The sequence below is a fragment of the Marinilactibacillus kalidii genome (genome assembly GCF_017599325.1).
In the GTDB taxonomy this organism is placed as follows: Bacteria; Bacillota; Bacilli; order Lactobacillales; family Carnobacteriaceae_A; genus Marinilactibacillus; species Marinilactibacillus kalidii.
The window spans coordinates 111564-138495 of sequence record NZ_JAGFVM010000052.1 but is presented as its reverse complement, the minus strand read 5'-3'; the positions used below and the strand labels follow the sequence as shown (position 1 = coordinate 138495).

Annotated in this window: 23 protein-coding genes; 2 read left to right on the top strand and 21 right to left on the bottom strand. The window is 37.7% G+C overall.

Annotated elements, in window-relative coordinates; translation table 11 throughout:
- Positions 1–81 precede the first annotated feature (81 nt).
- From J5J05_RS12575 to uvsE, 3 genes are all read right to left on the bottom strand, one after another.
- Positions 82–1161, bottom strand: a complete 1080-nt coding sequence (locus J5J05_RS12575) for an IS30 family transposase (protein ID WP_208559143.1) — start codon at positions 1159–1161, stop codon at positions 82–84.
- A 218-nt stretch (positions 1162–1379) separates the two neighbouring features.
- Positions 1380–2117, bottom strand: a complete 738-nt coding sequence (locus J5J05_RS12570; protein WP_208561004.1) for a TspO/MBR family protein — start codon at positions 2115–2117, stop codon at positions 1380–1382.
- 23 nt (positions 2118–2140) lie between these two features.
- On the bottom strand, positions 2141–3400 hold the full coding sequence (uvsE, locus tag J5J05_RS12985) for a UV DNA damage repair endonuclease UvsE (protein ID WP_208561003.1): 1260 nt from the start codon (positions 3398–3400) through the stop codon (positions 2141–2143).
- Between the two features lie 332 nt (positions 3401–3732).
- Here uvsE and J5J05_RS12560 point away from each other — a divergent pair, with 332 nt between their 5' ends.
- Together J5J05_RS12560 and J5J05_RS12555 are read left to right on the top strand one after the other, a co-directional pair.
- Complete coding sequence (locus J5J05_RS12560) at positions 3733–4731, top strand: EAL domain-containing protein (RefSeq protein ID WP_208561002.1); 999 nt, start codon at positions 3733–3735, stop codon at positions 4729–4731.
- A 102-nt stretch (positions 4732–4833) separates the two neighbouring features.
- Positions 4834–4980 carry a lmo0937 family membrane protein gene (locus J5J05_RS12555; protein ID WP_244244749.1) on the top strand — a complete coding sequence of 49 codons (147 nt, stop codon included), beginning with the start codon at positions 4834–4836 and terminating at the stop codon, positions 4978–4980.
- A 51-nt stretch (positions 4981–5031) separates the two neighbouring features.
- Here the strand turns inward: J5J05_RS12555 and J5J05_RS12550 are convergent, their stop codons facing one another.
- From J5J05_RS12550 to J5J05_RS12465, 18 genes are all read right to left on the bottom strand, one after another.
- Positions 5032–5769: an alpha/beta hydrolase gene (locus J5J05_RS12550; protein WP_208561001.1), complete on the bottom strand. Its 738-nt coding sequence runs from the start codon at positions 5767–5769 to the stop codon at positions 5032–5034.
- A 163-nt stretch (positions 5770–5932) separates the two neighbouring features.
- Positions 5933–6607 carry a TIGR00266 family protein gene (locus tag J5J05_RS12545; RefSeq protein ID WP_208561000.1) on the bottom strand — a complete coding sequence of 225 codons (675 nt, stop codon included), beginning with the start codon at positions 6605–6607 and terminating at the stop codon, positions 5933–5935.
- A gap of 277 nt (positions 6608–6884) precedes the next feature.
- Positions 6885–7715: an exodeoxyribonuclease III gene (locus J5J05_RS12540; protein ID WP_208560999.1), complete on the bottom strand. Its 831-nt coding sequence runs from the start codon at positions 7713–7715 to the stop codon at positions 6885–6887.
- Between the two features lie 173 nt (positions 7716–7888).
- Entirely contained in the window at positions 7889–9274 is a 1386-nt protein-coding gene (gene rlmD, locus J5J05_RS12535) for a 23S rRNA (uracil(1939)-C(5))-methyltransferase RlmD (RefSeq protein ID WP_208560998.1), read from the bottom strand.
- Positions 9275–9360: 86 nt separating this feature from the next.
- On the bottom strand, positions 9361–10374 hold the full coding sequence (locus J5J05_RS12530) for a diacylglycerol kinase family lipid kinase (RefSeq protein WP_208560997.1): 1014 nt from the start codon (positions 10372–10374) through the stop codon (positions 9361–9363).
- A 37-nt stretch (positions 10375–10411) separates the two neighbouring features.
- On the bottom strand, positions 10412–11845 hold the full coding sequence (gatB, locus tag J5J05_RS12525; RefSeq protein WP_208560996.1) for an Asp-tRNA(Asn)/Glu-tRNA(Gln) amidotransferase subunit GatB: 1434 nt from the start codon (positions 11843–11845) through the stop codon (positions 10412–10414).
- 2 nt (positions 11846–11847) lie between these two features.
- Positions 11848–13317: an Asp-tRNA(Asn)/Glu-tRNA(Gln) amidotransferase subunit GatA gene (gatA, locus tag J5J05_RS12520; RefSeq protein WP_208561017.1), complete on the bottom strand. Its 1470-nt coding sequence runs from the start codon at positions 13315–13317 to the stop codon at positions 11848–11850.
- A complete protein-coding gene (gatC, locus tag J5J05_RS12515; RefSeq protein WP_208560995.1) occupies positions 13314–13619 on the bottom strand; it encodes an Asp-tRNA(Asn)/Glu-tRNA(Gln) amidotransferase subunit GatC in 306 nt (101 codons plus the stop codon). The genes gatA and gatC overlap by 4 nt, the downstream gene beginning before the upstream one ends.
- A gap of 40 nt (positions 13620–13659) precedes the next feature.
- Positions 13660–14823, bottom strand: a complete 1164-nt coding sequence (locus tag J5J05_RS12510) for a CamS family sex pheromone protein (protein ID WP_208560994.1) — start codon at positions 14821–14823, stop codon at positions 13660–13662.
- A 22-nt stretch (positions 14824–14845) separates the two neighbouring features.
- Positions 14846–16864 (bottom strand): NAD-dependent DNA ligase LigA, encoded by a 2019-nt coding sequence (gene ligA, locus J5J05_RS12505; protein ID WP_208560993.1) that lies wholly within the window; start codon positions 16862–16864, stop codon positions 14846–14848.
- Between the two features lie 28 nt (positions 16865–16892).
- A complete protein-coding gene (gene pcrA, locus J5J05_RS12500; protein WP_208560992.1) occupies positions 16893–19130 on the bottom strand; it encodes a DNA helicase PcrA in 2238 nt (745 codons plus the stop codon).
- 284 nt (positions 19131–19414) lie between these two features.
- Positions 19415–20062 (bottom strand): GntR family transcriptional regulator, encoded by a 648-nt coding sequence (locus J5J05_RS12495; RefSeq protein ID WP_208560991.1) that lies wholly within the window; start codon positions 20060–20062, stop codon positions 19415–19417.
- A gap of 60 nt (positions 20063–20122) precedes the next feature.
- A complete protein-coding gene (locus J5J05_RS12490) occupies positions 20123–21241 on the bottom strand; it encodes an ATP-grasp domain-containing protein (RefSeq protein WP_208560990.1) in 1119 nt (372 codons plus the stop codon).
- Positions 21242–21295: 54 nt separating this feature from the next.
- Positions 21296–21829, bottom strand: a complete 534-nt coding sequence (locus J5J05_RS12485; RefSeq protein ID WP_208561016.1) for a DUF2179 domain-containing protein — start codon at positions 21827–21829, stop codon at positions 21296–21298.
- A gap of 150 nt (positions 21830–21979) precedes the next feature.
- The gene (locus J5J05_RS12480) at positions 21980–23332 is read right to left on the bottom strand and encodes a hemolysin family protein (RefSeq protein WP_208560989.1); all 1353 of its coding nucleotides are present in this window, start codon (positions 23330–23332) and stop codon (positions 21980–21982) included.
- 122 nt (positions 23333–23454) lie between these two features.
- Complete coding sequence (gene pbp4, locus J5J05_RS12475) at positions 23455–25518, bottom strand: penicillin-binding protein PBP4(5) (protein WP_208560988.1); 2064 nt, start codon at positions 25516–25518, stop codon at positions 23455–23457.
- A gap of 66 nt (positions 25519–25584) precedes the next feature.
- Positions 25585–26289 carry a hydrolase gene (locus J5J05_RS12470; RefSeq protein WP_425270362.1) on the bottom strand — a complete coding sequence of 235 codons (705 nt, stop codon included), beginning with the start codon at positions 26287–26289 and terminating at the stop codon, positions 25585–25587.
- Positions 26267–26911: a glycoside hydrolase family 73 protein gene (locus tag J5J05_RS12465; protein WP_208560986.1), complete on the bottom strand. Its 645-nt coding sequence runs from the start codon at positions 26909–26911 to the stop codon at positions 26267–26269. The genes J5J05_RS12470 and J5J05_RS12465 overlap by 23 nt, the downstream gene beginning before the upstream one ends.
- Between the last annotated feature and the right edge of the window lie 21 nt (positions 26912–26932).

Genomic DNA, 26932 nt, shown 5'->3' with positions numbered 1-26932 from the left:
TAGTTTAAAAAGATAGCCGCAACTGATTGTTTAATTTGTTATTGGAAGACGTCACTTGTTATTTGATAAGCACTAACGTGCTCAGGTTGCTTGGGACAAAGAGCGCAGAGCATTGGCAAAACAGTCATGTGGTGTTTTATATCCAAGTATTTTCCGAGGATAGTCATTCATCCATTGCTGGATTCTCAAGTATTGTGTTTCACTAAATTGATTGATAGCTTTTCCTTTTGGAATAAATCGGCGAATAAATTTATGCTGGTTCTCGCTTGTTCCTCTTTCCCACGAAGCATAAGGATGACTGAAGTACACATCAAGTGTCTCGTGAAGTGCCTCATGAAGACCGGCAAATTCAGATCCATTATCAGAAGTGATGGTCTTAAATACTTTAGAGAACGTATCACCGGCTCGATATCGTAATTGACTGATTGCCTGATTGACAGATTCTATATCTTTACCATTGAGTTTAAGGATGATTTCAAAGCGTGTTTGACGTTCAACTAACGTCAATAAAACCGAATCGGTTTTTGTTTTGTTTCCAACAACTGTATCAACTTCCCAGTGACCAAAGGTCTGCCGGTTATCAATTTCTGCGGGTCTTTGTTCAATAGATTGGCCTAGCATTCGCTTGTTTCTTCGGCTTCTATAAGTAGTATCTTTTGGTTTACGCGATAGTTTTTCGAGTAGATCCATATTCTTTGTTCTCATAATGCCTTTGTCAATCCATCCATAGAGCGTCGTTGTACAGGGAATAATAGATGAGTCAAACAAGTCATGTGTCTTCGCAAATCCAATGACTACATCTGGAGACCACTTTTCCTGTAACAATTTATCATCTGCCCACTCAATAAAGGCATCCGTATCAGCCCATTTTGGCCGACGGCCACAGTTCAACCGTAGTTTATCGTAAGCTGCTTGTCCGGCATCGGGATCGTAGAGAGTTGTATAGTAGTCGTAAACTTTACCGTTTTGTTTTTGCCGATTAAGTTGCGTAATGGTTCCACGACAGATTTCGCTATTAATGGTTTGCGGGGCACATCCTAATGCCTTTGCAATTTGACGATTGGAGTACTTCTGAGTCTTTAAAATAGCAATTTGAGAACGTTCTGAATGAGATAAGTGTTTTCCCTTACGTGCTGATATGTTATCGTTAGAGTGCGTCATGTGAATTCATCCTGTCTATTGAGAGTTAGCGGTAACTTCAATATAACATGAAATTCACATGGCGTTTTTTTTGTGGGTTAGCCTAAGTGGCTAACTTCATTATAAAATCCAGCATATTTAAAATTTGAAAGAATTCAGTAGTTTTTACAGTGCCGAACAATTATCATTAAAAAAAGGGCCCCTAAAGGCCCTTTTTTACCGATCGTCGCTCAAAATTTTTATGCAATTGCTGATTGATCTTGTTTGTATGCTTTGTAAGCAGCATATAACGCTACCAATGCTTGAACGCCGATACACACACTAGCAAACGTTATAATAGTCGAATCTGAATTTTCAACTACAATCCCTATGAATGACCATACAAATACAAGTGGATAAAGCCAATCTCTGTATTTCAGTGTGATATAAACACATATTACCGTAGCAACAACTAACAAGATAAGCGTCCAAGTCATTTCATTCAACCCAATGACTTCTTGAATACCTGCAGAAACTGCCCATGTACAGATATTTACGATTGTCGCAACAGTAACCCATGCAAAGTAGATAGAAAATGGAAAACGATCAAAGAAATTATACTTGATTTTAGATATCGTGCGATAGATCATGACGAGTGTAAAGAGTAATCCGACTATAACTAAAGTTGATAAGCCAATCAAATCTCCCGTAAACATAATAATCCAAGCACCATTAAGCGCAAAATTTAGTAACAACCAGACTTTGACCTTGTCATAGATTGTACCGTCAAATTGACGGATAAAAAATAATCTAACGATCCATATCAATACACTTAGATAAATTAACCCCCAGATTGAAAACGCAAACCCAGCTGGTTGAATCAGCGCTTGCTGACTATCTGCTGTTGATCCCACATCCGTTGCTGACCAGTAATTCAAAAAAATCATAATAGCAAATACAATGAGGTACAAAATACCGAATTTTTTATTTTTTGTCATTTTTCTTCTCTCCTTTTTCACTTTTAAAACTCAAAATAAAGTGATTCTAACATGGCTTGTTGCTCATATTTAGAAAGCATTCGTTTCAAAAATGTCTTCACTTGTTTAATGTTCTTCTTTTCTTTAGTCAATTCTTGACTTATTTTTTTGTACTTTACTCTTTCTTTATCCGAAGCAATACCCTCTACATGATTCCATATCTGATTTGCAGCATTTACAGCCGTTTGATTAGTCGGTTCTTGTGCAAGCGCTGCTTCAATTAATCTGTAGAACTTCAACACTGGATAGTCTGACTGATTTGTAAGTAGTGACTGTATACTCTCGTAAATTTCGTTTGATCTTTCTAATACGACGTATTCATACCGACCCCACTCTTCTTTCAAATCCTCCATTTTACCATTCTTTTTTGTAGCAAGAATACATTTGACAGCTGATAAATTTTTATCTTTAACTTCTAGCATGATATCGATATCTAATGATTCAACTTCAGCGTAATACCCCATAAATTCATCAATACCGATAAATTTGGAATGTGAGCCAGTCCTACTGTTGATTTGTTGCTGTGAGTAATGTGTTTTTTGTCTACCGTCTTTTGGCTGCCAAGTCTTTTTAGCCTTTTTTATCCAATAAGTATCGGATTTATCATAATCGCTTGAATTGATGGCGTTATGTAGATTGTCATATACAGCCGGTGCACCCGTTCTTTCACAGATCTCCAGTACTTCTTCAATCGTGTACGAACGATCATCGTTTTCAATCACTAATCTATTTTTAATCCCTTCACTCAATGTCTGATATACAGCGACAAATCGATCCATTGCTGCCTTCTTATCTCCGTACATACCTCCAACATGTAAAATTAGTTTACTACTAGAATCCGCGCCTACACAATCTAAAAAAAGCGTGTGGTATTCAAGATCCGCAATTGCTCTTTCAACAACATCAGGATTAGGAGAGTTGAGTACGGTATATTGTCCTGGGTGCATAGAAACTCTTATGCCTTGGTTTTTAATGACCTTTTCTATTTCTTCAAACTGATCTGAAAACTGATTAGCCCAGTCTAACGTATTGACAGATTTATCTGAAGCAAACGGGATAATGTCTGAACTGATTCTAAATAATTCAATCTCGTGTTCACCATTGAATTCCATAATATGCTTTAATGCCGTTAAATTATGCTCAATCAATACACTCAAATGTTCTTCCGTTGCACTCGCTTTTCTACAAGTTTTTTGATTCGTTTCACTTACGCCTACTGTAATACACGGATATCCAATACTCACTAATCGGCACTCCTTAGAAAAATTAGTATTAAAAACACAGCTGTCCTTCTACATACTATCCTACATCATAATCATCATTTTTTGAAATCATCCGACTGCTTTAATCTACTGCCTATTCGAATTTAAAAGCGACATGATTTGTTTAAATCAAAATAGTTTAACATACTAATGTCATGATTATTTTCGTCTCTGTAATCAGCATTGAAATGCGGTAAATCGATTTAATTCTCTCCATTTAAAATAACACTTATTACTTAATCTATCATCTATTTTATTCTTTAAACATGTGATATGATTAAGAAATCAATCATCTCAGCTTCGGAGGAATTCAAATGGTTTGTAAAAATTGTTCTACTTTTGGCCAACGTATTACTTTTAAATTAACTGATTCATTGATTACTCTTATTGACGAACACTTTCATAGAAATAACCACGATTATGAAATTAAACAATCTACCATTATCACTAGTGAATCTGGTGCCATTGACTTATATGATTTCCTAAGTGAGATGAGACTCACAGAAGGCATTGAATTTCGTATCAATCAATTAGATTGGAATCCTATCGAAGATTTTCATGATTATACGGAAGCTTCTTGGATCGATCAAGTTATCAATGAAAAAAATCTTCATATGCATTTTCAGCCCATCATCATGAGCGATGGTACAATTTATGGATACGAATTACTTGCTCGTTTCAAAAATGACGCTGGTGAGCCTATTTATCCAAATGAGATTTTTCCTGCAGCTAAGGTCAGAGGTCGAACATTTGCATTGGATAGAATTTGTCGTATCAACGCTGTGAAACAAATTGATCGTCTTGAGGAACATTTAAAAGCATTTATTAATTTTATTCCTACTGCCATCTATTCCCCAGAGCACTGTCTTCGTACAACCACATTGATTGCTAAACGATTAGAAGTCGATCCGCGGAGAATTATTTTTGAAGTTGTTGAAACAGAAAAAATCGCAGACATGAACCATTTGAAAACCATTTTGAATTACTATCAAAAAAACGGCTTTCAATATGCCCTTGATGACGTAGGTTCTGGATACAACACTTTGGATGTATTCGAGGAACTGAGTCCACCATATATGAAATTAGATATGGCATTCGTTCAAGGCGTTTCAACGGATTTAAAAAAACAGTTTGTTGCTTTAGCTTTTCTTGAAAAAGCAGATAAGCTCGGTTCTATTCCACTTGCAGAAGGTATCGAATCAGACGAAGATTTCCAATGGTTAAAAGAAAAAGGTTATCAGTTATTCCAAGGCTATTTGTTTGGAAAACCTGAACCTGAACCGCTCTTAACTAACAAAATCCAGCTAGCCTAATGAATAAAGAGTAAAGACCATTAGTGCTATAATCATATCATTACCTATTCACTGGCGTAGCTGTTATACTTGTTAGTAACAAATCATAAAGGAGTGTTTTTAATGCTTTGGACTATCATTGGGTTGCTATTATTATTTTGGATATTAGGTCTCGTATTTGAAATTGCCGGTGGACTTGTACATATCCTACTAGTCATCGCTTTACTTGTTTTCATCTACAATATGATTACAGGTCGTAAAAAAACCTGATTGCTTTATTGCGAACAAAAAGACATGGACAAATCGTCCATGTCTTTTTGTTTATTCAACTATCTGTAAAAATGACTTAACCACTTCTTCAAGTTGTTCTTCCCGTGTGTTCTCACTCTTACCGTCGCCTTTTTGAAATCCGTAATACCCAAAATTGGAGTGATTGCCACCTTCAATTACTTCATAAGTCGTATCCTCAGGAAGTAACGCTCTAGCTGCTTCATATCGCTCTTCATTGATTACTTGGTCGTTCGTTGCATATATAGACAATACCGTTAAATCGGATTGAGATAAGTCGGCGCCATCACTTGGATACGATCCCATTAATAATGCACCTTCGATTTGATCTAGATGATCTATTGTATATAGTAACCCACTCGTACCGCCTAAAGAATGACCAGCGATATACCAGGGTTGGTCTGATGGATAAGCTTCTATCACATCTTCAAAACGATTAATCCCTAAAATCGCTAGATTTAGTGGCATGTGCGGAATGTATACATTGTAGCCTTCTTCGCTCAATCGTTTAGCTAACGGTAAGTAAGCTTCCGGTTCAACAAAACCACCTTGATAGAAAACAATATTCCCAACTACTTCCGTTTCCGGCTCGACTCTAATCATATTATTCTCTATACTAACCTCTTCATCTTGGAGTATAGCTAATGCTTCTGGCATCGCTTCATAAGTAGCGCTCCGAACATAGGCAAAGCCCGCACCCAATATAATAAAAATGAACAATACAAAAAATAAGACGATTCTTTTCCAGTACTTTTTTATCCAGTTCTTCATAACAAAACTTCCTTCTAAAATAATATCCTTAATAGTATAACATCGTTTATTTTACGATGCACACTAAATTTTCCTACTCAAGAAAGGAAAGATCAAAACAGTCTTATAAAGCTGAATAAATCAAGTTTATTTAAATGTGATTATTCTATTGAAGCTACAATTCTCAACCTTCAGATGGCACATAAGGCACAATTTGAGAAGCAAGTGTACTGATTGGCATCGTTTGTAACGTAACTTTACCAGGGCCAACGAGTTTAACGAGAAAAGCGCCTTCTCCTCCAAACAAAACGTTTTTTAATCCTTTTACTGTTTCGATTGAATAAGTAATACTTTCATCGAACATGAATACATGTCCCTGATCAACGAGCAAAATCTCCCCATGACTTAATTGATAATCAACTAAGGAGCCGTCTGCTTCTAGAAATAAATCACCCTTACCTGAAAATTGTTGTAAAACAAACCCTTCTCCGCCAATTAATCCAGCAGAAAACTTCTTCGTAAGGGCTACTTCAAAATCCACATGCTCAGTGGAAGCAAGAAAGGCACTCTTTTGAGCCATCACGACTTGACCATTCATGACAATATGAACAATTTCTCCAGGTAAAGAGGCTGCAAATACAATTTCTTGTTGATTGCTTACCGCTCTATAAGTATTTTGAAACATACCTTCACCCGTTATTGCACGGGCAAATCCCTTGAATAATCCACCACGGCTAGATGTTTCAAGCTCAAGGCCCTGTGTCATCCAAGACATATTTCCTGAACTCGTTACCACAACGTCTCCGCGATCTAGCTTGCAACGGAGTGCTGGATACTTTCCAAAAATCTCAAATTCCATACTTTTCTCCTCTTTCAGGAAGCACGAATGAAATAATCTACGTAACACCTTAACCCGTTTTCTATGATTTTCCATTTGTCTTCATTCAATTGACTTAATTAAGATGATTATATCTTTTAACTGAGACATTTACAATCTGTTGATGTAACAATCAGCCAACATCTAGTTTAGAAATTATCTTTTTAAATATAAACTTTTATTTTTACTAAAAAACGGCAGGATAGAGCTGAGTAGCTCTATCCTGCCGTTTATATATGGGTCAATTGACTCTATAAAACTAATCTAAATCTATTTCTAAAAGCAACGGTGTATGATCTTGACGTTTTCCTGAGTCAATGATAGCTGATTTCAATACTTTATCAGCTATTCGATCACTTACTAGCCAGTAATCGATTCTCCAACCAGCGTTATTGACTTTACTTGTTTTGACGCGTTGATTCCACCATGAATATTGACCAGTTACATCTCCATGCACATGACGGAAAGTATCTGTAAAACCTTTATCTAAAAGCTTTGTAAATCCCTCACGCTCTTCATCCGTAAACCCGGCAGAAAAACGGTTATTAGCAGGATTAGCTAAATCAATTTCCTTATGTGCCACATTGAAGTCACCAGTAGCTAAAACCGGTTTGTTTTTATCCAACTCAGCTAGATAGGCTGCATATTTTTCATCCCAAACTTGGCGCTCTTTCAAGCGAACAAGTTCAGATCCAGCGTTAGGTGTGTACACTTGTGTAACGTAAAAGTCTTCGAATTCTAATGTGATCATCCGTCCTTCTACATCCATTGTATCGGGCGCTCCGATTTTGGGATAGGTCACAATGGGATCTAACTGTTTCTTATACAAAAACATGGTTCCTGCATAACTTTTTCTAGCAGGTTCTTCAGAAATTCGCCAGACATAATCGTAATCCGGAAACATTTCTTCCAATATCTCAGCATGTTTCTTAGAGGGACCTGTTCTCGGCAATTTTGTTTCTTGTATAGCAAATATATCTGGATCATGTTCAATGATGGTCTTTACTACTTCTCTAGACATTATCGCTCGAGCTGAATCACTTGTAAGTGTCGCATTCAATGAGTCCATATTCCATGTCATTAACTTCATTTATCATTATCCTCCATCTCTTCTTACAGTATCTCTATTATACCAATAGACCATGCTATTTTTCAAAAACTGTACCATGATTTTTATCTAAATCAGTATGAGGATTCATTTCAAAGAAAGCCCACCTTCCATTCGCTTATCCAGCGAATAAAGGTGGGCTGCATATTATACGATTATTTTCTTCTCAATTGAACCACTGTTTCAATATGATGTGTTTGTGGGAATAGGTCAACCGGTTGTGCTCTAACGATTTCGTATCCACCTTCGTGCAACAGCTTCAAGTCTCTTGCTAAAGTAGCAGGATTACAGCTTACATAAACCATTTTCTTAGGTTTCATAACAAGAACTGCATCCACAAATTCTGTCGCTAAACCTTTTCTCGGAGGATCCACAACGAGTACATCCACACTGTCATTACGGTTATTCCACTCTACCATTAGTTCTTCAGCAGCACCCACTTTGAAGGATACATTATCTACATCATTGACTTGGACATTACGGTTAGCATTTTTGATTGCTGTATTAACGATTTCTAAACCGTACACATGCTTCGCTTTTTTAGCTAAACCAAGTGTTAATGTTCCAATTCCACAGTAAGCGTCGATGACTGTTTCTTCTCCAGTCAATTCAGCATAATCAATTGCTGTCTGATACAAGATTTGTGTTTGTACTGGATTGATTTGATAGAAAGATTCATGAGAGATAAAGTATGTATCTCCAAGTAACGTATCGTGGTAGCCATCTTCTCCATATAATACACGGTGATCTCTTCCTAAGATAACATTTGTCTTATCTGGATTAATGTTTTGAATCAAACTCACTAACTCAGGTAATTTCTCTTTGATACTTTCAATAATTTCTTGTTCTCTAGATAGATCACTCGTACGCGTGACCAATACCACCATCAATTCACCAGTATAGTGACCTCTTCTGACAAGGATATGACGGATATCACCTTTATGGTTGATTTCATCATATGGTTTAATATGATATTTCTTCAAGATATCTCTAACTGTGACTACAGCTTCATCTATTTTAGGATCTTGAATAACAAAGTCTTCTAAAGGAATTAAGTCGTGACTATTCTTTCTAAAAAAGCCTGTTTCCATTTTTCCGTCGATTTTTCGAACAGGAATTTGAGCTTTATTTCTGTAACCATAAGGTTCGTCCATTCCAATAACATCAGCAATAGGAACTTCCGGCAGTTTTGCGATTCTTTCAAATACTCTCACAACTTGATCTTTTTTGAATCTTAATTGTGCATCATAAGAAAGATGTTGTAATGGCATCGTTCCAGTTTGAGCATATACTTTATCCATAATTTCTACGCGATCCGGACTAGAAGTGTGAACCTCTAATAACTTTCCGAACCCAAATTTCTTACCAATCTTAACAACTTTGAATGTGACTTCCTCTTCAGTCAGTGCACCTTCTACAAATATAGGGAAATTTTCAATTTTAATAACGCCAAATCCCTCATGTGTTAAATCTTCAACCGTACCTGTATAATCTTTGTTCTTAGAAACGGGGGCTACCCAGTTTTTCTTATTTTTACTCAATTGTTTACTCCTTTTTATATGTTCAGTTTTGTAATAAAGCCGAAAAGCGCACAGATACAAGATTCTGTACGCTTCACATCATCATTTTACTGACTTTGATCTTCCAATTCAGATACTTGTTTGATAAAGTCAGTTTCTTTTTCTTCCATAGATGGGTCGCGGGTATCAATGTCTAGTTTCATTCCATCAATATCTCCAACCATTTCGATATGTTGTCGATAATTAATAAAGGTTGCAGGAGCATTTCCGCCGTATTCACCATCAATATTGATCATTAACTTATGGTCACCAATTGGTTCAGCGATGACTTTGCTTGTTTTCGTATAGACGATATTGGGGCTGTTGATATGTTTTCCGTCATTCATCAGCATCGTGACCAATCGCATGATTTCAACGAGATTAGTTGCTTTAACGATAATCAGTGTAAACTTGCCGTCTCCCAATGTTTTATCGGGCGCAATATCTTCGAATCCACCAACTGAGTTTGTTAATGCTACAAAGACCATTGAAGCTTGACCCTCGTAAACACCTTCGTCATACTCAACACGGATGGGCACTTTACCGACTCTTGGCAACAATTCTGCTCCTTTAGCAAAGTAAGCCAGAGAACCAAATAGTGATTTCATATTTGCAGGGACTTCATAAGATACTTCAGAAAGAAAGCCTGCTGCACCAATGTTCATAAAATAACGTTCTTCTGAAGCTGTACTGACCTTACCGATATCCATAAAAACGGATTGATCTTTTTCGATTACCTTAGCTGCATTCACTAAATTTCCTCTAGGAATATGCAAAGCTCTCGCATAATCATTTGTTGTACCAGCTGGGATGATTGCTACTTTTGGCCGTTTTTCTGCTATCGCGATTCCATTGATAACTTCATTAATCGTTCCATCACCACCTGCTGCAATTACAAGATCGAAGGCTTCATCAGCGCATCTTTTCGCTTCTTTTTGGGCACAAAGCGGTTCTGATGTCGTACAGTACGCACTAGTGTCATAGCCAAAATCTTCATAAACTTTAAGAATATCCGGAAGCGATTTTTTTACAAGTTCTCTTCCAGATGTTGGATTATAAATGATCCTTGCTCTCTTTCTCATACCTAGGATTCCCCCTATAAACATATGCTTTCAATGTTTATCGTTTTTCAATTTCTTCATTTAGTAATTGGTTCACTACACCCGGATTTGCTTGCCCACGTGTCTGCTTCATAATTTGTCCAACAAGGAATCCAATTGCACGATCTCTACCATTTTTAAAATCTTCAATTGATTGTTCATTGTTATCCAGAATGTAATTAATAATTGGTAACAGCTTGCTCGGATCACTCAATTGTGCCCATCCTTTTTCTTCAACAAGTGCTTTGACATCATCACTGCCGTTGATGATCAATTCACGGAAAACCTTTTTCGCAATTTTAGATGAAATCGTTCCATCTGCGATAAGATTGATCATTTCTGCTAGTGCTTTAGGCGTTAGAGCTGTTTCATCGATTGCTAATTTCTCACTATTCAAGTATGCAGAAACTTCTCCCATCAACCAGTTAGAAGCTTGTTTAGCATCTACATCATGGGAAAGTACACCGTCAAAGAAGTCAGACATCTCTTTAGAAGCGGTTAGAACTTCTGCATCATATTCTGGAATACCTAATTCGCTAACGTAACGGGCTCTTCTTGCTTTTGGCATTTCCGGTAACGATTGTCGAACAGATTCTACCCATTTGTCTTCAATGACTAATCTTGGTAAGTCTGGCTCTGGGAAATAACGGTAATCGCTCGATCCTTCTTTGACACGCATCAACAATGTTTTTCCTGTTGATTCATCGTAACGTCTTGTTTCTTGCAGTAACTCGCCACCTGCAACCAAAACTTTTTCTTGACGCTCTACTTCATGAGCCAATCCTCTACGAACAAAGTTGAAAGAATTTAAATTTTTCAATTCTGATTTCGTCCCAAATGCTTCTTGCCCAAATGGTCTAAGAGAAATGTTCGCATCACAACGCATAGAACCTTCTTCCATCTTAACATCGGAAACGCCCGTAAATTGAATAATTTGCTTTATTGCTTCTAAGTAAGCATAAGCTTCTTCAGGAGAACGCATATCCGCTTCCGACACAATCTCAATCAATGGTGTCCCTTGACGGTTCAAGTCTACATAAGAATAGCCATCTGTTCCGTGCGTATTCTTCCCTGCATCTTCTTCTAAATGCACACGTTCGATTCTAATTCTTTTAGTCTCACCATTCACTTCAATATCAACCCAGCCATCATGACCAATTGGGCGATCAAACTGAGAAATTTGATATGCCTTTGGATTATCTGGATAAAAATAATTTTTACGATCAAATTTTGTATCTTGGTTAATTGTACAATTCAATGCTAGTGCTGCACGCATACCAAATTCGATTGCACGTTCATTAACGACTGGCAAAACGCCTGGATAACCCCAATCGATGACGTTAGTATTCGTGTTCGGTTCAGCACCAAAATGTGCTGGTGAGGGAGAAAACATTTTAGAATCTGTTTTTAATTCTACGTGTATTTCCAATCCTATAATTGTTTCTAAATTCATGCTTATTTTCCTCCCTTGAAAGCTGGTTTCTGTTTGTGGAAATCTGTCGCTTGTTCAAATGCATAGGCTGCACGATATAATGTTTTTTCGTCAAAATGCTTACCAATCAATTGCATACCTACTGGCATTTCTTCAGAGAATCCGCAAGGTATAGATACAGACGGTACTCCAGCAAGATTAACTGGGACAGTCAAAATATCAGCCATGTACATTGTTAAGGGATCATCGATTTGACCACCAATATCGAACGCAGTTGTTGTAGTTGTCGGAGCAACTAAGAAGTCGACATCTTCAAAAACTTTTTCGAAGTCTTGACGAATCAAGGTTCTTGCTTGTGCAGCTTTTTTGAAGTGAGCATCATAAAAGCCCGCACTCAAGGAGAATGTTCCAAGCATAATTCTACGTTTTACTTCTAAGCCAAATCCTTCAGAACGTGATTTAACATACAACTCATCTAGATTATTGACGTTATCTGCACGGTAACCATATCGAATACCATCAAATCTCTGTAAATTACTTGAAGCTTCGGATGAAGCAATAATATAATAAGCCGGAATACCATATTTAGAATGAGGTAAACTCACTTCGACAATTTCTGCACCTAATGACTCATATGTTTTTAATGCCGCGCGAACCGATTCAACAATTCCTTTTTCTTTCGCATCTTCGTGGAAGTATTCTTTAGGCACACCAATTCGCATACCCTTAACTCCTTTTTCGATTCCTTTAGTGAAATCAGGTGTTTCTCCGTCGTAAGAAGTAGAATCGCGTTGATCATAGCCACTAATGGCATTTAATACAAGTGCATTGTCTTTTACAGTTCTAGAAAAAGGGCCGATTTGATCTAAACTAGATCCAAACGCAATAAGACCAAAACGAGAAACACGTCCGTAAGTCGGTTTCATTCCTACAATACCGGTGAATGCAGCTGGTTCTCTGATTGAACCACCCGTGTCTGATCCAAGAGAAACTGGAACCTGACCAGCTGCTACTGCTGCTGCTGATCCACCTGAAGAACCTCCAGGAACTTTAGATAAATTCCAAGGATTGCGCGTAACTTTGAACGCTGAATTTTCAGTAGAACCACCCATAGCAAACTCATCCATGTTTAACTTACCGACCGAAATCATGCCGATTTCATTTAGTTTTTCAACAACTGTTGCATCATACACAGGTACAAAATCTTCTAACATCTTAGAAGCTGCTGTAGTAGTGATACCTTTTGTTACAATGTTGTCTTTGATGCCAATTGGTAATCCGCTCAAGATATTATGAGGATCGATGCCTGCTTCATCTATTTCTCTTGCTTTAGCTAATGCTTCAGTCTTACTCAATGCTAGAAAGGCCCCAACTTGCTCTTCTGTTTCTTCAATTCTATCGTATACAGCTTCCATGATTTGAAGGGAGGTTAACTCACCGTTAACAAGTTGCTCATGTAATGCTTCTAATGTATGATCTAAAATAGCCATTATGCTCCACTCTCCCCGTTATCCATGATTGCTGGTACTTTGATGTATCCATCTTGTTGTGTTTTGACATTCTTGAAAAGTTCTTCCCTTGTTACTTCAAGCTTAGCTTTATCCTCACGCAAGACACTGTGATGTGTAATACCATGGTAAGTACCTTCAACACCTGTCGTATCCAGATCTTCTAATTGCTCTACTAACTGAATGATTTTATCCATTCCTTCTGTAAAGTCGTGAATCTCTTCTTCCTTAAATTCAAGTTTTGCTAGTTTAGCAACATGCTTTACTGTCTCTTCATTTATAGCCATGTGATTGATTCCCTCCAAGTTAATCTGATTATTTTGAGCTTTAATTAAATACGTGTGTATTGAATTCCGTTTCTCCTGCATCTCTTTTTAGGAAGGACTCAATGCCATTCAAGGATTCAACCTTTATTTCTATCGGTAAATTCTCTGACAAGTAGGCATTTGCTGCTTCGTTTAAATATTGTGTAAATGCAACGATTTCACCTTTACCGTAAAATTGTGTGACAATATCTATTTGTAAACTAACTAAAGCATCATCTACATAATGAGCGATACCTGTAACACCGCTTAGATTAGGGAAGAAATTTTCTACTTCTGATTTAAAGTTGGCAAAGCTGTTCCCTTCGGCACTTTGCATTCCTTCAACTGGAAATACAAGTCGTTTTTCATTTAAGTCAGTCCAATCTGACACTGCTTCAGCACCATCTTGACTAATACCTTGAGAAATATAAACGCCCCCAGCAAAGTTATCACGAGTGGATTGTTCATAAAGTCCTACCATAATCGGCACAGAACCTACGCCATCTAATTGGCGCATTCTAGAAACCACTTCGCTTCCGATTCGTTGACCTTCTCTTTTCAAAACATCTCTTGGGATTGGTTGCTGCTGATTATCTCCGTAATATTCTACTGAGTTCAATGCCAAACCAATACTAATACCGGATAGTTTTATACCGTCATCCGTTTTTGTATAGAAATCTTGTTCAAGAATCGAGCTCAAATAATTTGGCGCTCTTGATTCTGGATCTTCACTACCATTATCTTCTGGATTTAGTCCAAGAATCGTTTCCCCGTTCTCTATTTGTTTTTCTGTTAAAGGTTCAGCACGGCGCAACCAACTCGTTGCTAGATCTGCTGGTAAAAATTGACCTTCTTGGAAGTAATGGTCTTCTGTCGAGAAATACTTATGTGACAGGCGCATCAAGTCATTCTCGAATGTTTTAATATTGACATTAGAATTCAAAGATCTCGTAATACCACGGTTTAGACTTGGCTCATATGATCCATCTTCAGTAATCAACGGGCGATAATAATTGTCATCGATTCGCGTTTCAACCACTGTATCCGTACTATCTACAGCTTCTTCTCCTCCTTCAGTCTGTTCAGACACTTGTTCATCTGATTCATCTGAATTTGGAAGTCTGTCGCAAGAAGCCAAAAACATTGCTAAACCAGCCATACTGGTCAATAGCCATTTTTTATTCATAGGATTTACCTCACTTTCAAACTCACTGACCGATTTCTTTCATCAGCGATTCTTCGTCCCAAACTGGAACATCTAATTCTTTTGCTTTTGATAATTTACTCCCAGCATCCGCACCAGCAATCAGTATATCTGTTTTTTTAGAAATACTTCCTGTCACATTAGCGCCAAGCAAAGTTAGTCGTTCTTTCAAATCATTTCGTTTGAAATGTTCTAATTTCCCCGTAATGACGACTGTTTTATCATAAAATACAGAAGATTCATCCATTGTTTCTCTTTTTTTAGCACCTGTGTATGTTAAGTTCACACCATGCGTTGCTAGCTTCTCTAATAAGTCTCTCGCTGCTTCCAAATCGAAAAAGGCCACAACACTTTCTGCAATGATTTCCCCTATCCCATCAATAGCTTGTATATCTTCTTTAGGTGCTTGTTTAAGTTGATCCATCGTCTCATATTTTTCAGATAATAATCTAGCTGCTTTTGCACCAACATGTTTGATACCTAGGCCAAATAGTAATCGCTCCATAGAGTTACTCTTGGAAGCTTCTATAGCCTTGAGTAAGTTTTCTGCTGATTTCTCTGCAATTTTATCTAGTGTGAGCAATTGTTCTAGCGTTAACTCATACAAGTTTGAGACGTCTTCAACTAGCTGCTTTTCAAATAATTGTATGATGATTTTTTCACCTAGTCCATCAATATTCATAGCATTTCTGGATACAAAATGAATTAATCGCTCTTTTGCTTGAGCCGGACATTTCGGGTTCAAACATCTCAATGCAACTTCATCTTCTAAATGTGCTAATTCACTCTGACAAGCAGGACATTCGGTCGGAATCTCAAACGGTATGCTACTTTCTGGACGAGAATCAAAATCAACACGAACAACCTCCGGGATAATGTCCCCAGCTTTCCTAACAAAAACTAAATCATTTATTCGGATATCTCTTTCTTTAATGAGATCCACATTGTGCAAGCTCGCTCTTTGTACCGTCGTTCCAGCTAACTGTACTGGATTCATGATTGCTGTCGGTGTCACTACGCCAGTTCGACCAACTGACCACTCTATAGCCAATAATTTGGTTTTAGATTCCTCGGCAGGAAACTTATAAGCAATGGCCCATCTAGGTGCTTTAACCGTATACCCAGCTTGTTCTTGTTCTTCGAACTGATTGACTTTAATCACAATCCCATCAATTTCATAAGGTAACGTCGTTCTTTTTTCTTGGTACTTTTCTACATAAGTCCACACTTCATCAATTGATTGAAAGACTGCTCGATCTGGGTTTGTCTTTAGCCCTAATTCAGTCATTTTTGAGAGCGCCTCACTTTGAGAATCAATTTCCAATTCTCCATATTGTACCATGGAATAAAGAAACACACTTAAATTTCTTGAGGCCGTTACTTTGGGATCCAGATTTCTCAATGTTCCAGCAGCGGCGTTTCTTGGATTGGCAAAATTAGCTTCTCCTTGCTCTTCTCTGTCTTCATTTAGAGCAACAAATGAAGCTTTAGGCATATAAATTTCACCACGCACTTCGATTGTTACAGCTTCTTTAAGTTTAAGTGGAACAGATTTAATCGTCTTCACGTTACCGGTGACGTTTTCTCCAATTCTTCCATCACCTCTAGTGACAGCTTGCACCAAACGTCCTTCTTCATACTTTAACGATACTGCCAAACCATCAATTTTCAGTTCACACTCATATTCTATATTGTCACCAACTAGTTGACGAAGTCGAAGGTCGAATGCACGTAACCCCTCAAGATCAAAAGCATTATCCAAACTTAGCATTGGTAAGTCATGCTCAACTTTCTCAAACCCTTGAAGCAATGTACCGCCCACTCGCTGTGTTGGCGAATCTTGTTGTACTAGTGCAGGATACGTTTCTTCCAGTTTTAGCAGTTCTTGATACAGTTTATCGTATTCACTGTCTTCGATTGTAGGGCGGTCCAGAACATAATATTCGTGACTATAACGATCTAAAAGTGTAATCAATTCATCAACTCTTTTTTGAGCTAATTGAAAATCATCATCTAATACCACAATATTACTCCTCTCGGTCTTTTCAATCTTATACTTTTTCAATCGGTGCGAATGTTGCAAGAAGTGGTTTAATCCCAATCCCTGGGAAGGCAATATCCAATTGAAGGTCTTGTCCTGTCCCACTGATTTTCACCACTGTACCGATTCCCCAAGCTTTGTGGTTTGCTTTATCGCCCACGGTCCATTCAAGACTTTCAGCACCACTGTTCCCTGTGGGGTGTGTATAGACTGTTTTCACTTTCTTATTGGACGGTGTATGATCATTTGAGCGATTACCAAAGCCTTTATTGATACCATTTGAGAATGGTCTTAAACTATTGGATTCAATGCGTTCTAATAATTTTTCCTCGATTTCATCAAGGAATCTTGAAGGTCGATTCATCTGTGTTTTACCATAAAGCGTTCGATTCATCGCATTAGAAAGATAGAGTTTCTCTTCTGCTCTCGTAATTCCAACATATGCTAGCCGCCGTTCTTCTTCCATCTCATCTTCATCTAGTTCTGCTCTGGATAATGGAAATAAGCCATCTTCCATTCCAATGAGAAAGACGATTGGGAACTCAAGGCCTTTAGCTGCATGCAAAGTCATCAGTGTGATTTCGCTGGCCGGTTCCTCCTCTTCATCACGATCCAAATCAGATAAAAGGGCTAAATCGGTAAGGAATGATATCAAACTCTTGTCTTCTTGAGGATCTTCATCAAATTGTTGTGTTACGGAAAGAAACTCATTGATATTTTCAATCCTTGCTTCTGACTCTAGCGTACGCTCTTTTTTAAGGCTAGGAAGATAGTCACTTTTTTCAAGTATTTCTTCTGTCAACTCTGTAACAGTCAAATATTCAGCCATTTTTCTAAAATCATTAAGCATCGTTGCAAAAACTTCAAGCTTGTTCGCAGCGCGACCAGCCAGGTTCGTTACTTGCGCATTGAGGGCAGCCTCATAAAGCGACCAACCCATCTCTTCAGCAGATAATCTTAGTTTGTCTACCGAGCTGGCGCCTATTCCACGTTTAGGTACGTTGACGATCCTACTGAAACTTAAGTTATCGGACGGATTTGCTATTAATGTCAAATAAGCGAGTACGTCTTTGATCTCTTTTCTGTCATAGAACTTATGTCCACCGACCATTCGATAAGGAATATCGGTTTTGATCAGTGTTTCCTCCATCACCCTGGATTGTGCATTTGTTCGATAAAGTACTGCAAAATCATCGTATTTCTTTTTAGAATCTTTTTCCATTTCTTCTTTGATTTGCTGAATGATATATCTAGACTCTTCATGTTCATTTCCAGCTCGATAATAAATGATTTTTTGACCATCTTGATTGTCTGTCCATAGGTTTTTATCTTTACGATTAATATTATGGGAGATGACATGATTGGCTGCATTCAATATGTTTTTGGTTGAACGATAATTCTGTTCTAAATAAATAACTTTTGCTTCGGGATAATCTTTTTCAAAATTCATGATATTTTCCATGTCAGCGCCGCGCCAACCATAAATACTTTGATCTGCATCACCTACAACACAAATGTTGCGGAGACGATCAGCAAGTAGTTGTACCAATCGATACTGAGCATGGTTTGTATCTTGATACTCATCAACATGAATATATTGAAATTTTGTTTGATAGACTTTAAGTGTTTCTGGATGCTCTTCAAATAATCTCACTGTTAGCATAATTAAGTCATCAAAGTCGACAGCTTGAGCTGTTCTTAATTCACGCTGGTAGTCATCGTAACAATCTGCAACGATCTTCCCAAAATAATCATTTGCTTGAGCTCTATATTCTGCTTCATTCTGCAACTTATTTTTTGCATTGCTGATTTCAGACAAAATTGCTCTAGGATTATATTTTTTAGGATCAATATTTTGTCTTTTCAATATTCTTTTCATAAGTGTTTGTTGTTCGCCTGGGTCGCTGATTGTGAATGCACGATTGTAGCCTATTTGATCCGCTTCTCGTCTAAGAATGCGTACACACATAGAGTGGAAAGTGGATACCCAGACATCACTACCACCTTGTTGAACGAGATTTGACACTCGAGCTTTCATTTCAGACGCTGCTTTATTCGTAAACGTTATGGCTAAGATGTTCCAAGGATTGACACCTTGTTCTTCGATTAAATAAGAGATACGGTGAGTCAATACTCTTGTTTTCCCTGATCCAGCTCCTGCCATGATCAAAAGGGGGCCTTCAGTATACGCTGCTGCTTCTTTTTGTTTAGGATTCATTCCATTTAATATATCTTTACGCAGTACCAATATTGTCATCCTCTCGGGTAGTCATACATTCCTACATTATACAGAAAATACGAACTGCTTTCCATAAAACTAGGCATTCCATCATACAAATCTTAGATAATGAACTTAACTCTTTTTATAATAAATAGTCAACAAAAAGTCGCGTCTTTTAAAAGCGTTTCATCGCACAAAAAAGCGCACTAATCTACGACGATACGATCAATCAGTCTCAACCACTGATAAGCAGTTCTACTGATTTGGTATCCGCGATAAATTAATACGCTTCTTGATTAAAGTGAATCTTTTTATTCTTGATTCTGAATAATGTTGAGCCTGATCTGATTCAACATTATTCTCATTTCTCTTCTAGCATAGGGATAATTTTTTTTAGTAAGAAATTCTAAAAATATCCGGTAATGTTTTAATTTAGTTTGACGACTCTTGTAAAGGATACTTTGAAGCTTTCCTTCTTGCGTAAGTAATTCCTTAAAGCAATTCACAACGAGCGCATACTGATATTGATTTTTTTCGAGCGTTAAGATCGATTGCCAAAATTGCCATTCTTGTGTTTCAAATAGCTGGTTAGTCATTTGACTTGATTGCTCCATATCGTTCAATCGCTCACTGCTTGTCACTAACACCAGTTGTACTTCTTCTTTTTCAAGCTTCATAAGATAATGCGTAATTATTAGTTCAATAAAACCTAATCGATCCTGATAAGCTTTAAAATCAATTTGAACGGGTAAGACCTTAGCGCCTTTATAGGGTTCAATGACAATCACTTTTTCTTGCGCTAATCGTAGAAAGGCATTTCGAATCGGTGTACGACTCATATTTAGCTCAATGGCTACATCTTGCTCTCGCAAATGTTTTTGTGGCAGCCATTCTTTTGATTCGATTTTTTCTTTGATGTACTCATACGCTTCTATTTCTCTTTTTTTTGATTTTGACATTTCTTCAGTCCTTGACCTTCTACTGGTATCGTAATCTTTACCAGTAGAATCTTCATTGGGTTACATACCGATATCAGACAATAACGTTAACGTATGATTGACGTTGTCCGTCTGAATCGTCATATGACCTTTCTCAGTGAAAAGGTCTTCTGGATCACCTTGATAAAAAGCAAACTTCCAGTCTTGCTGGATTCTCGCTTGCGTATAGGCTTCTTCTAGTTGACTTTGATTGAACAATCTCATCACTGTAGAATTAGGATTATTAATTGATTCAGGTAATGTCCATCCACATACTGCCCTTATATGGGCATCGTATTGAGATAATGCTGTCCAATCTGTAGACTGATGGTACGCTTGGTGAGGATGACCAACAATTTCATTTACATATAATGATCCAGTTGATGTTAGCAATAATTCTAATGCAATCACACCTTGAAACTCAATATTTCGAGCAACCGTTTCTGCAATACGGGTAACCTCTTGTTGGATATCTTTATCAACCCTTGCCGGAATAATACTTTGGAAAAATTTATCTTGTCGGTACATCATTTCTGAGACCGGATACGTTAAGATATTACCTGTCGAATCTTTGACGACCGCCACACATAGCTCTCTCTCGAAAGGTATCCAAGCTTCTAACACACTCGCTCCTGAACGTAAGAGACCGTCTGTTTTTTCTATATCTTTATCTTCATATAATAAGGTATGCTGGCGGTAACGCTCGTCTGTACGATTCGCTTTCAACACACATGGATAACCAATACTTTGAACAGCTTCTTGAATATCTTCTTTTGATACGATGGTAGCAAATGGCGCGATATTGATACTATGAGACTCGAGAAAGGCCTTTTGCAATACCCTGTCTTGGGAGATGGCTAACAAATCTTCCCCTTGTGGAACGGGTAATGACCGCTTCATCATTCTTAAGTAATCTGAATGGAAAGCTTCTGTCTCATAGATAACGATATCACTTTTGATCGACAAATCGTGAAACGCCTTCTCATTGGTCAACTCAGCTCTTAAATGCCAATCTGCGATACTACTTGCAGAACAAAGTGGATCCGGATCCAGTATGCCTATTCCATACCCCATCTTTTTAGCAGATAGTGCGAGTAAGCGTGCAACACTTCCACCACCTATAATACCAATCGTCTTGCCTGGTTGAATCCATTCATTCATGGTGATCGCTCCTTATTTCTGTATAATCCTTTAGTGTCAGTTTGTTGGACTAAATTAGGATTTTCTTGATTTTGTTAATTTGTTTTTCTTGATTTTTTTCGTCCAGAAACCGCCATTAATATATCGTGGTTCATACGAAACAATAAAAGCTTTCGGTTCAATCTCATGTATTTTCACATAAAGATCACGTTCATTCGATCTCGGTGTTAAAATTTCTAATACATATCGGTGTCCTTCTCTACCATATGCTTGTGTAGTGGTAACGCCATAGCCATATTCTCTCAATCTATCTGCGATTTCCCAACCGTCTTCTGGCACGATCGTAGTTACGAGTATATAACCGAGCGCAAGATAATTTTCAATTTTCATTCCTGCAAAGATTCCTACGCCGAAACCAAGTGCATAAACAAAAATATTTACGACGTTGTCAAGATTATCTAATACAAGCCCAAGTCCAACAACATATATGGATATTTCAACCATAGCAATAAACGGCGCAATCGATTGATAGCCTTTCATCGTCAACATCATTCTCAGTGTATTTAAAGTTACGTACACCACATTAATCAAAAATATTGTTAATAGCATTGTCCAATCTAAATCCACAAAATTCTCCTAACATTTTTTATCCTACTTTAAAGTCTTACATACTATAATAGCTGAGACAAGTATGACCCATCTCAGCTTTTTATTATACTCAATTTTCTTAATATTTCTTAAACAACTAACAGCTATTTTTTAAGAATGTTGTTCATTTAACAATTCTTCAGATACTTCTTCTAAAGATATTTTTTCTACACGTAATGTTAAAATTCTTGAGCCTTCTAATGTCTCTACTTGCATCAACAAGTCTTCAAGTTTTAGGAAAGCTTCATCATTTTTACCAGGTACACTACCGAATTCAGTGATAAAGTAGCCTGCTATCGTATCGACATCTTCAGATTCAATTTTCTTATCAAAATAGTCATTGAATTTCTCAATAGGCGTCGATCCATCTACAATATATTCTTTTTCATTGATTTGTTCAAATAAGCTGTTTGTTTCATCATACTCATCATCAATTTCTCCGACGATTTCTTCTAATAAATCCTCAAGCGTTACGATACCCACTACACCACCGTATTCATCATTTAATACAGCCATTTGATTTTGTGTACGTTTCATTTGAAAAATCAAGTCATCAATATAAATTGATTCTGGTACGAACAATGCTTCATTACTGACTTCTTTCAAATCAATATCGTAAAGCGGTGTATCTTTGGAAGCTTTGAGTAAATTTTTCACGTGCACGATACCTAAAATATTATCTTTATCCTCAAAATAAAGTGGTACTCGTGAGTGCGGTGTATTGAGCATTGCTTCAATATTTTCTCGACTAGAGGCTTCGTAATCAAGCATAAACGAATCGGTTCTAGGAACCATTACTTCTCTAGCAATTTTATTGTCTAAAGAAAGTACACCTTTAAGCATTGAAAATTCTTCTAAATCAATGACATCGTGATGGTGACCTTGTTCGATAAACGTCCTAAACTCATCTCGCGTCATTGTATCTTCATGTGCATCAAAGTCAATGGGTATAATTTTTTTCATAACCTTTGTGGTAATCTTTAATGTCCAGACGATCGGTATAAATAGTTTACGTACAAGAAGAACGATCCCGACAAGTAACATAGCCGTTTGGTCAGGGTTTTGTGCAGCTATCGCTTTGGGTAACTGCTCTCCAAAGACAAGAAACACAGATGAGACGATTAAGGTAATCAAAATCATACTCAAGCTTCGAGCAGAAGAAAAAGTGCCTAGTACTTCTGCGAGATAATCTGTGTAGTAAAAAGAAGCTAAGGCACTACTGAAAAGCGCAGCGAGTGTTAAAATGATACGAACCGCTATCAGATAATCATCCGACTTTTCAATCAACAGTAATACTTTCTTGGCTTTTTTATTTCCTTCAATGGAAAGTTCAATGATTCTCGTTTGATTCAACGAAATCAAAGCCATCTCAACTGCCGCAAAAACTCCATAAACAGCGGTCAATGAGACTATGAGTAAGACATGCCCAATTAAGGGCTGCAGACTCCCGGGATCAGCATTCATTATATTATTTTCTCCTTCTTCATACGCATATTTTATTGTCATTATCAAAATCAAAGCCACTATATCACATATTTACTTACGGAACAATAGTATTGTCATGCCGGATTCCAAAGGCCGGATGGTTACTCAGCCTCTTTTAATGCCGGTAAGATCGGTAAGAAACGCTCAACAACGTCGCCACTACTCTTTCCTTCTAAGAATCCTATAAATGAAAATTCATTATCATCCGCATCTATTGCATAGACAAATCCATTTGTGACATTTACGCCATCTTTTTCTACTTCAGCTGTTCCCGTTTTTGCACCCACCCTAAAAGGCAACGATGCAAATGGGTGTGCGGTTCCATTAGAATCTTCAACAGCATTGATCAAATCTTCTTTTACGATTTGAGCAGACTCGACTTCTACAGGATTCAGCTGGTTCGTTTCAGTCTCTTCATCTAATTCAAGTGAAGGAAACGTCATTAATCCTTCGTTAGCGACTGCTGAATAGAAAGATATTTGATGAATGGGACTCATCAGTAGTTCACCTTGTCCATATGCTGTATCTGCTAGTAAGGTCGGCTTGTCCAGTGCACCACTATTTGATATTTGAGCGGGCTGCATACTGAAAGGCAAGTTCATACTTGCGCCAAATGGAAATTGACTTAACTCTTTAACAAATGCACTCCCACCCATTTCTAATGCTTCCATTGCAAAATAGATGTTATCCGAATACGTAATAGCCGCTTGTAAATCAACTTCTGTAACAGCATCACTGACTCTGGTAATTTGATGGCTCCCGAACGAATCATCTTGCGGACTCCACTGGAGACCTTCAATGGTATGTGTCTTTTCAGGAGTGGTTACATTAAGATCTAAGCCAATCATAGCCGTCAAAATCTTAAATGTAGATCCTGGGGCATATCTTGCAGCGTATCTTGCCACAAATGGTGTATTGGAATCCTCGTTATACGCTTGAAATGCCTCAGAGGATATGCCTCTCACAAATAACTGTGGATCGTAAGAAGGGGAACTAGCTGCTACTAGAATTTCTCCAGTTTCTGGTTCCATCACTACTGCCGTACCTGGCTCTCCTTGTAATTGATCATAATACATTTTCTGAAGATCAACATCTATTGTCAGACGAATGTTTTCGCCATCTTTAATGTCAGATTCAATCAATACTGATTTTCTTTCACCATCTTCTGTTTCTATAAAGATTTGTCCACCTTTGGTTCCTCTTAATCTTTGATCAAAAGCTGCTTCGAGTCCAGATTTGCCGATTATATCTCCAGCTTGTAATGTAGGGTTTTTTTCGACATCTTCGGCTGTGGCTTGCCCTGTATAGCCTGTTAGATGCGCAGCAGCCTCAGAAAGTGGATAAATTCTTGTAGAAGTTTGCTGATACATGACCCCTTTAACCTCAGGCGTGTTTCCTTCTTCAACGATTGTAAAAGGAACAAAGCTATCAGGTGTTACCCAAGATTGTTCTAGTAAACTTTCTAAAGATGCTTTGTCTTGGCCAAACTTATCCGCGATCGTACTTAACGCTGTTTCACGATCACCGCCTTCACCTAATGCTGATGGGTGTAGGCCTGCTTGCCAAGCATCACCATTGCCGGCTAATAAGTTTCCATTACGATCATTTAGGCTACCTCTATTTCCCTCTTCATATTTAAGTTTAACAAGGTCCCCTTCTTCTAAATCAGGGAAGATAAGATTTGTGCGCCAATCAACTAACATCTCATCTTCTTCTTCGCGAAGGGTCGTCTCATAGTTCAAGTCTTCGATCGTCCCAAGAGAAGTATCCATAGAAAGTGTATAAGCAAAATGGTATGTATCTGTTTCTTCATCTAATCTCAACTCGGTCATTGATTCATTCAGATTCGTTGCACCAATAGCTGAAAATACATTTTCATATCGTTCTGTGATTTCCTCTCTGGAGTAAGGAGATGCTGCTATAGAATCTTCAGATAAAAGTGCAACGTAATCAGTCATCTCACCTGATCTTAGTGCATCTAGGTAGTTTTGCGTCAACTCTTCAGCAAGATTTTGTCTTCTTTGGGCCTCTTGGCCTTCTTGCCATTTTGAAAACCCGATGAATCCTACGACACTGATTAAAATAACAAGCAAAATAGCCAAGGGTATCATCCAAGTTTTTTTACTGTTCCCTTTATTCATAAATCCCTTTGAAGATCGCTTCATTTTCCTACCCGCTTTCTTATTTATTTGATTGGACTCTTATGATTTATTGCATTTATTGGTCAATGGTTAACTATCAAAAATATCTTTCTCTATTTTTCTATATTTATCCATTTTCTTGCTGAATAATTTTCCATTAGAAGGTGGTGTATACGTAATCGCATTAGCACCAGCATCGATTGTTTCTTGGATACTTTCTTCTGTTGGCCCACCGGTCGCAATGATAGGCAATTTCGGATACTTCGCTCTGATTTCTCTTACAAGCTCGGCTGTATTCGCTGCATTCGATATATTTAAAATATCCACACCAGCCGCTAACCTTTCATCAATATCTGTATATTCAGATACGATCGTCATGATGATTGGAATATCGACGACATCATTGATTGCTTCAATCGTATCGATAGGTGTGGGTGCATTTACAACAACTGCTAGACATCCATGAGACTCTGCAAATAGGGCCATGTTCGCTGATCTCGGTCCTTGTGTTGTGCCGCCACCCACTCCAGCTAGAACAGGTATCGTTGAGACAGATGTGATGGCTTCAATAATGGCTGGATGAGGCGTAAAAGGATAAACAGCCATTATCGCATCAGCATTGTTATTCATAATTATCGCAATGTCCGTCGTAAACATCATTGCTTTGAATCGTTTCCCATTTATATTAATACCACTTGCGTTTCTAATCACACTCGGTACTGCAATATAGTCTTTACGTAAATTGGTTTCAACAATGGGCATTTCTTTTCTATTAGTCACTCGCTTGTCCCTCATTTTCATTAGTATCTGTATCAAATCTTTGCAGATTGTAGGTTTCAATCAGCGATATGACTTTTTCTGGATAATCTGGATCGGTAGCATACCCAGCTTCCTTTAAAGCTTGAGCAGCTTGTTTATAATCCGGCGCCTCAATCACTTCTCTATAGAGATTCCCATCCCATTCCGTACCATCTCTTAATAATTTTGCATAATCTTCCATTGAAGCTAACAGTGAATCATAACTTCTAAACTCTGCTCTAATTTCTATCCATTCGTCCTCTTCAAACTCTTTTGTTGAATAGGCCGTCTGGTTCGATCCTTTAATACCATAATAATTGTTTTCGCGCGTTGCAAGTTTGCTTCTTCCCCAGTTCGACTCAAGAATGGCTTGCGCAATGGTCACACTTGGTCTGATACCATATGTTGAATGTAATAGTACTGCTTTTTCTCCAACTTCATCGATAAATGCTTCTTCATAACTAACCGATACACCATCCGGTTCTTCCATTAATCTTTTCCCAACAAATGTAATTGTAAAAATAAAGAAGAAAAGAAAAACTAAACCAATTTTAAATACTAGCAGAAAAGGATTCTGTTTTTTCCGACGTCCTAAACCAACTTTTTTTCTTTTAGCCAAACCATCTACTCCTTTAGGTTG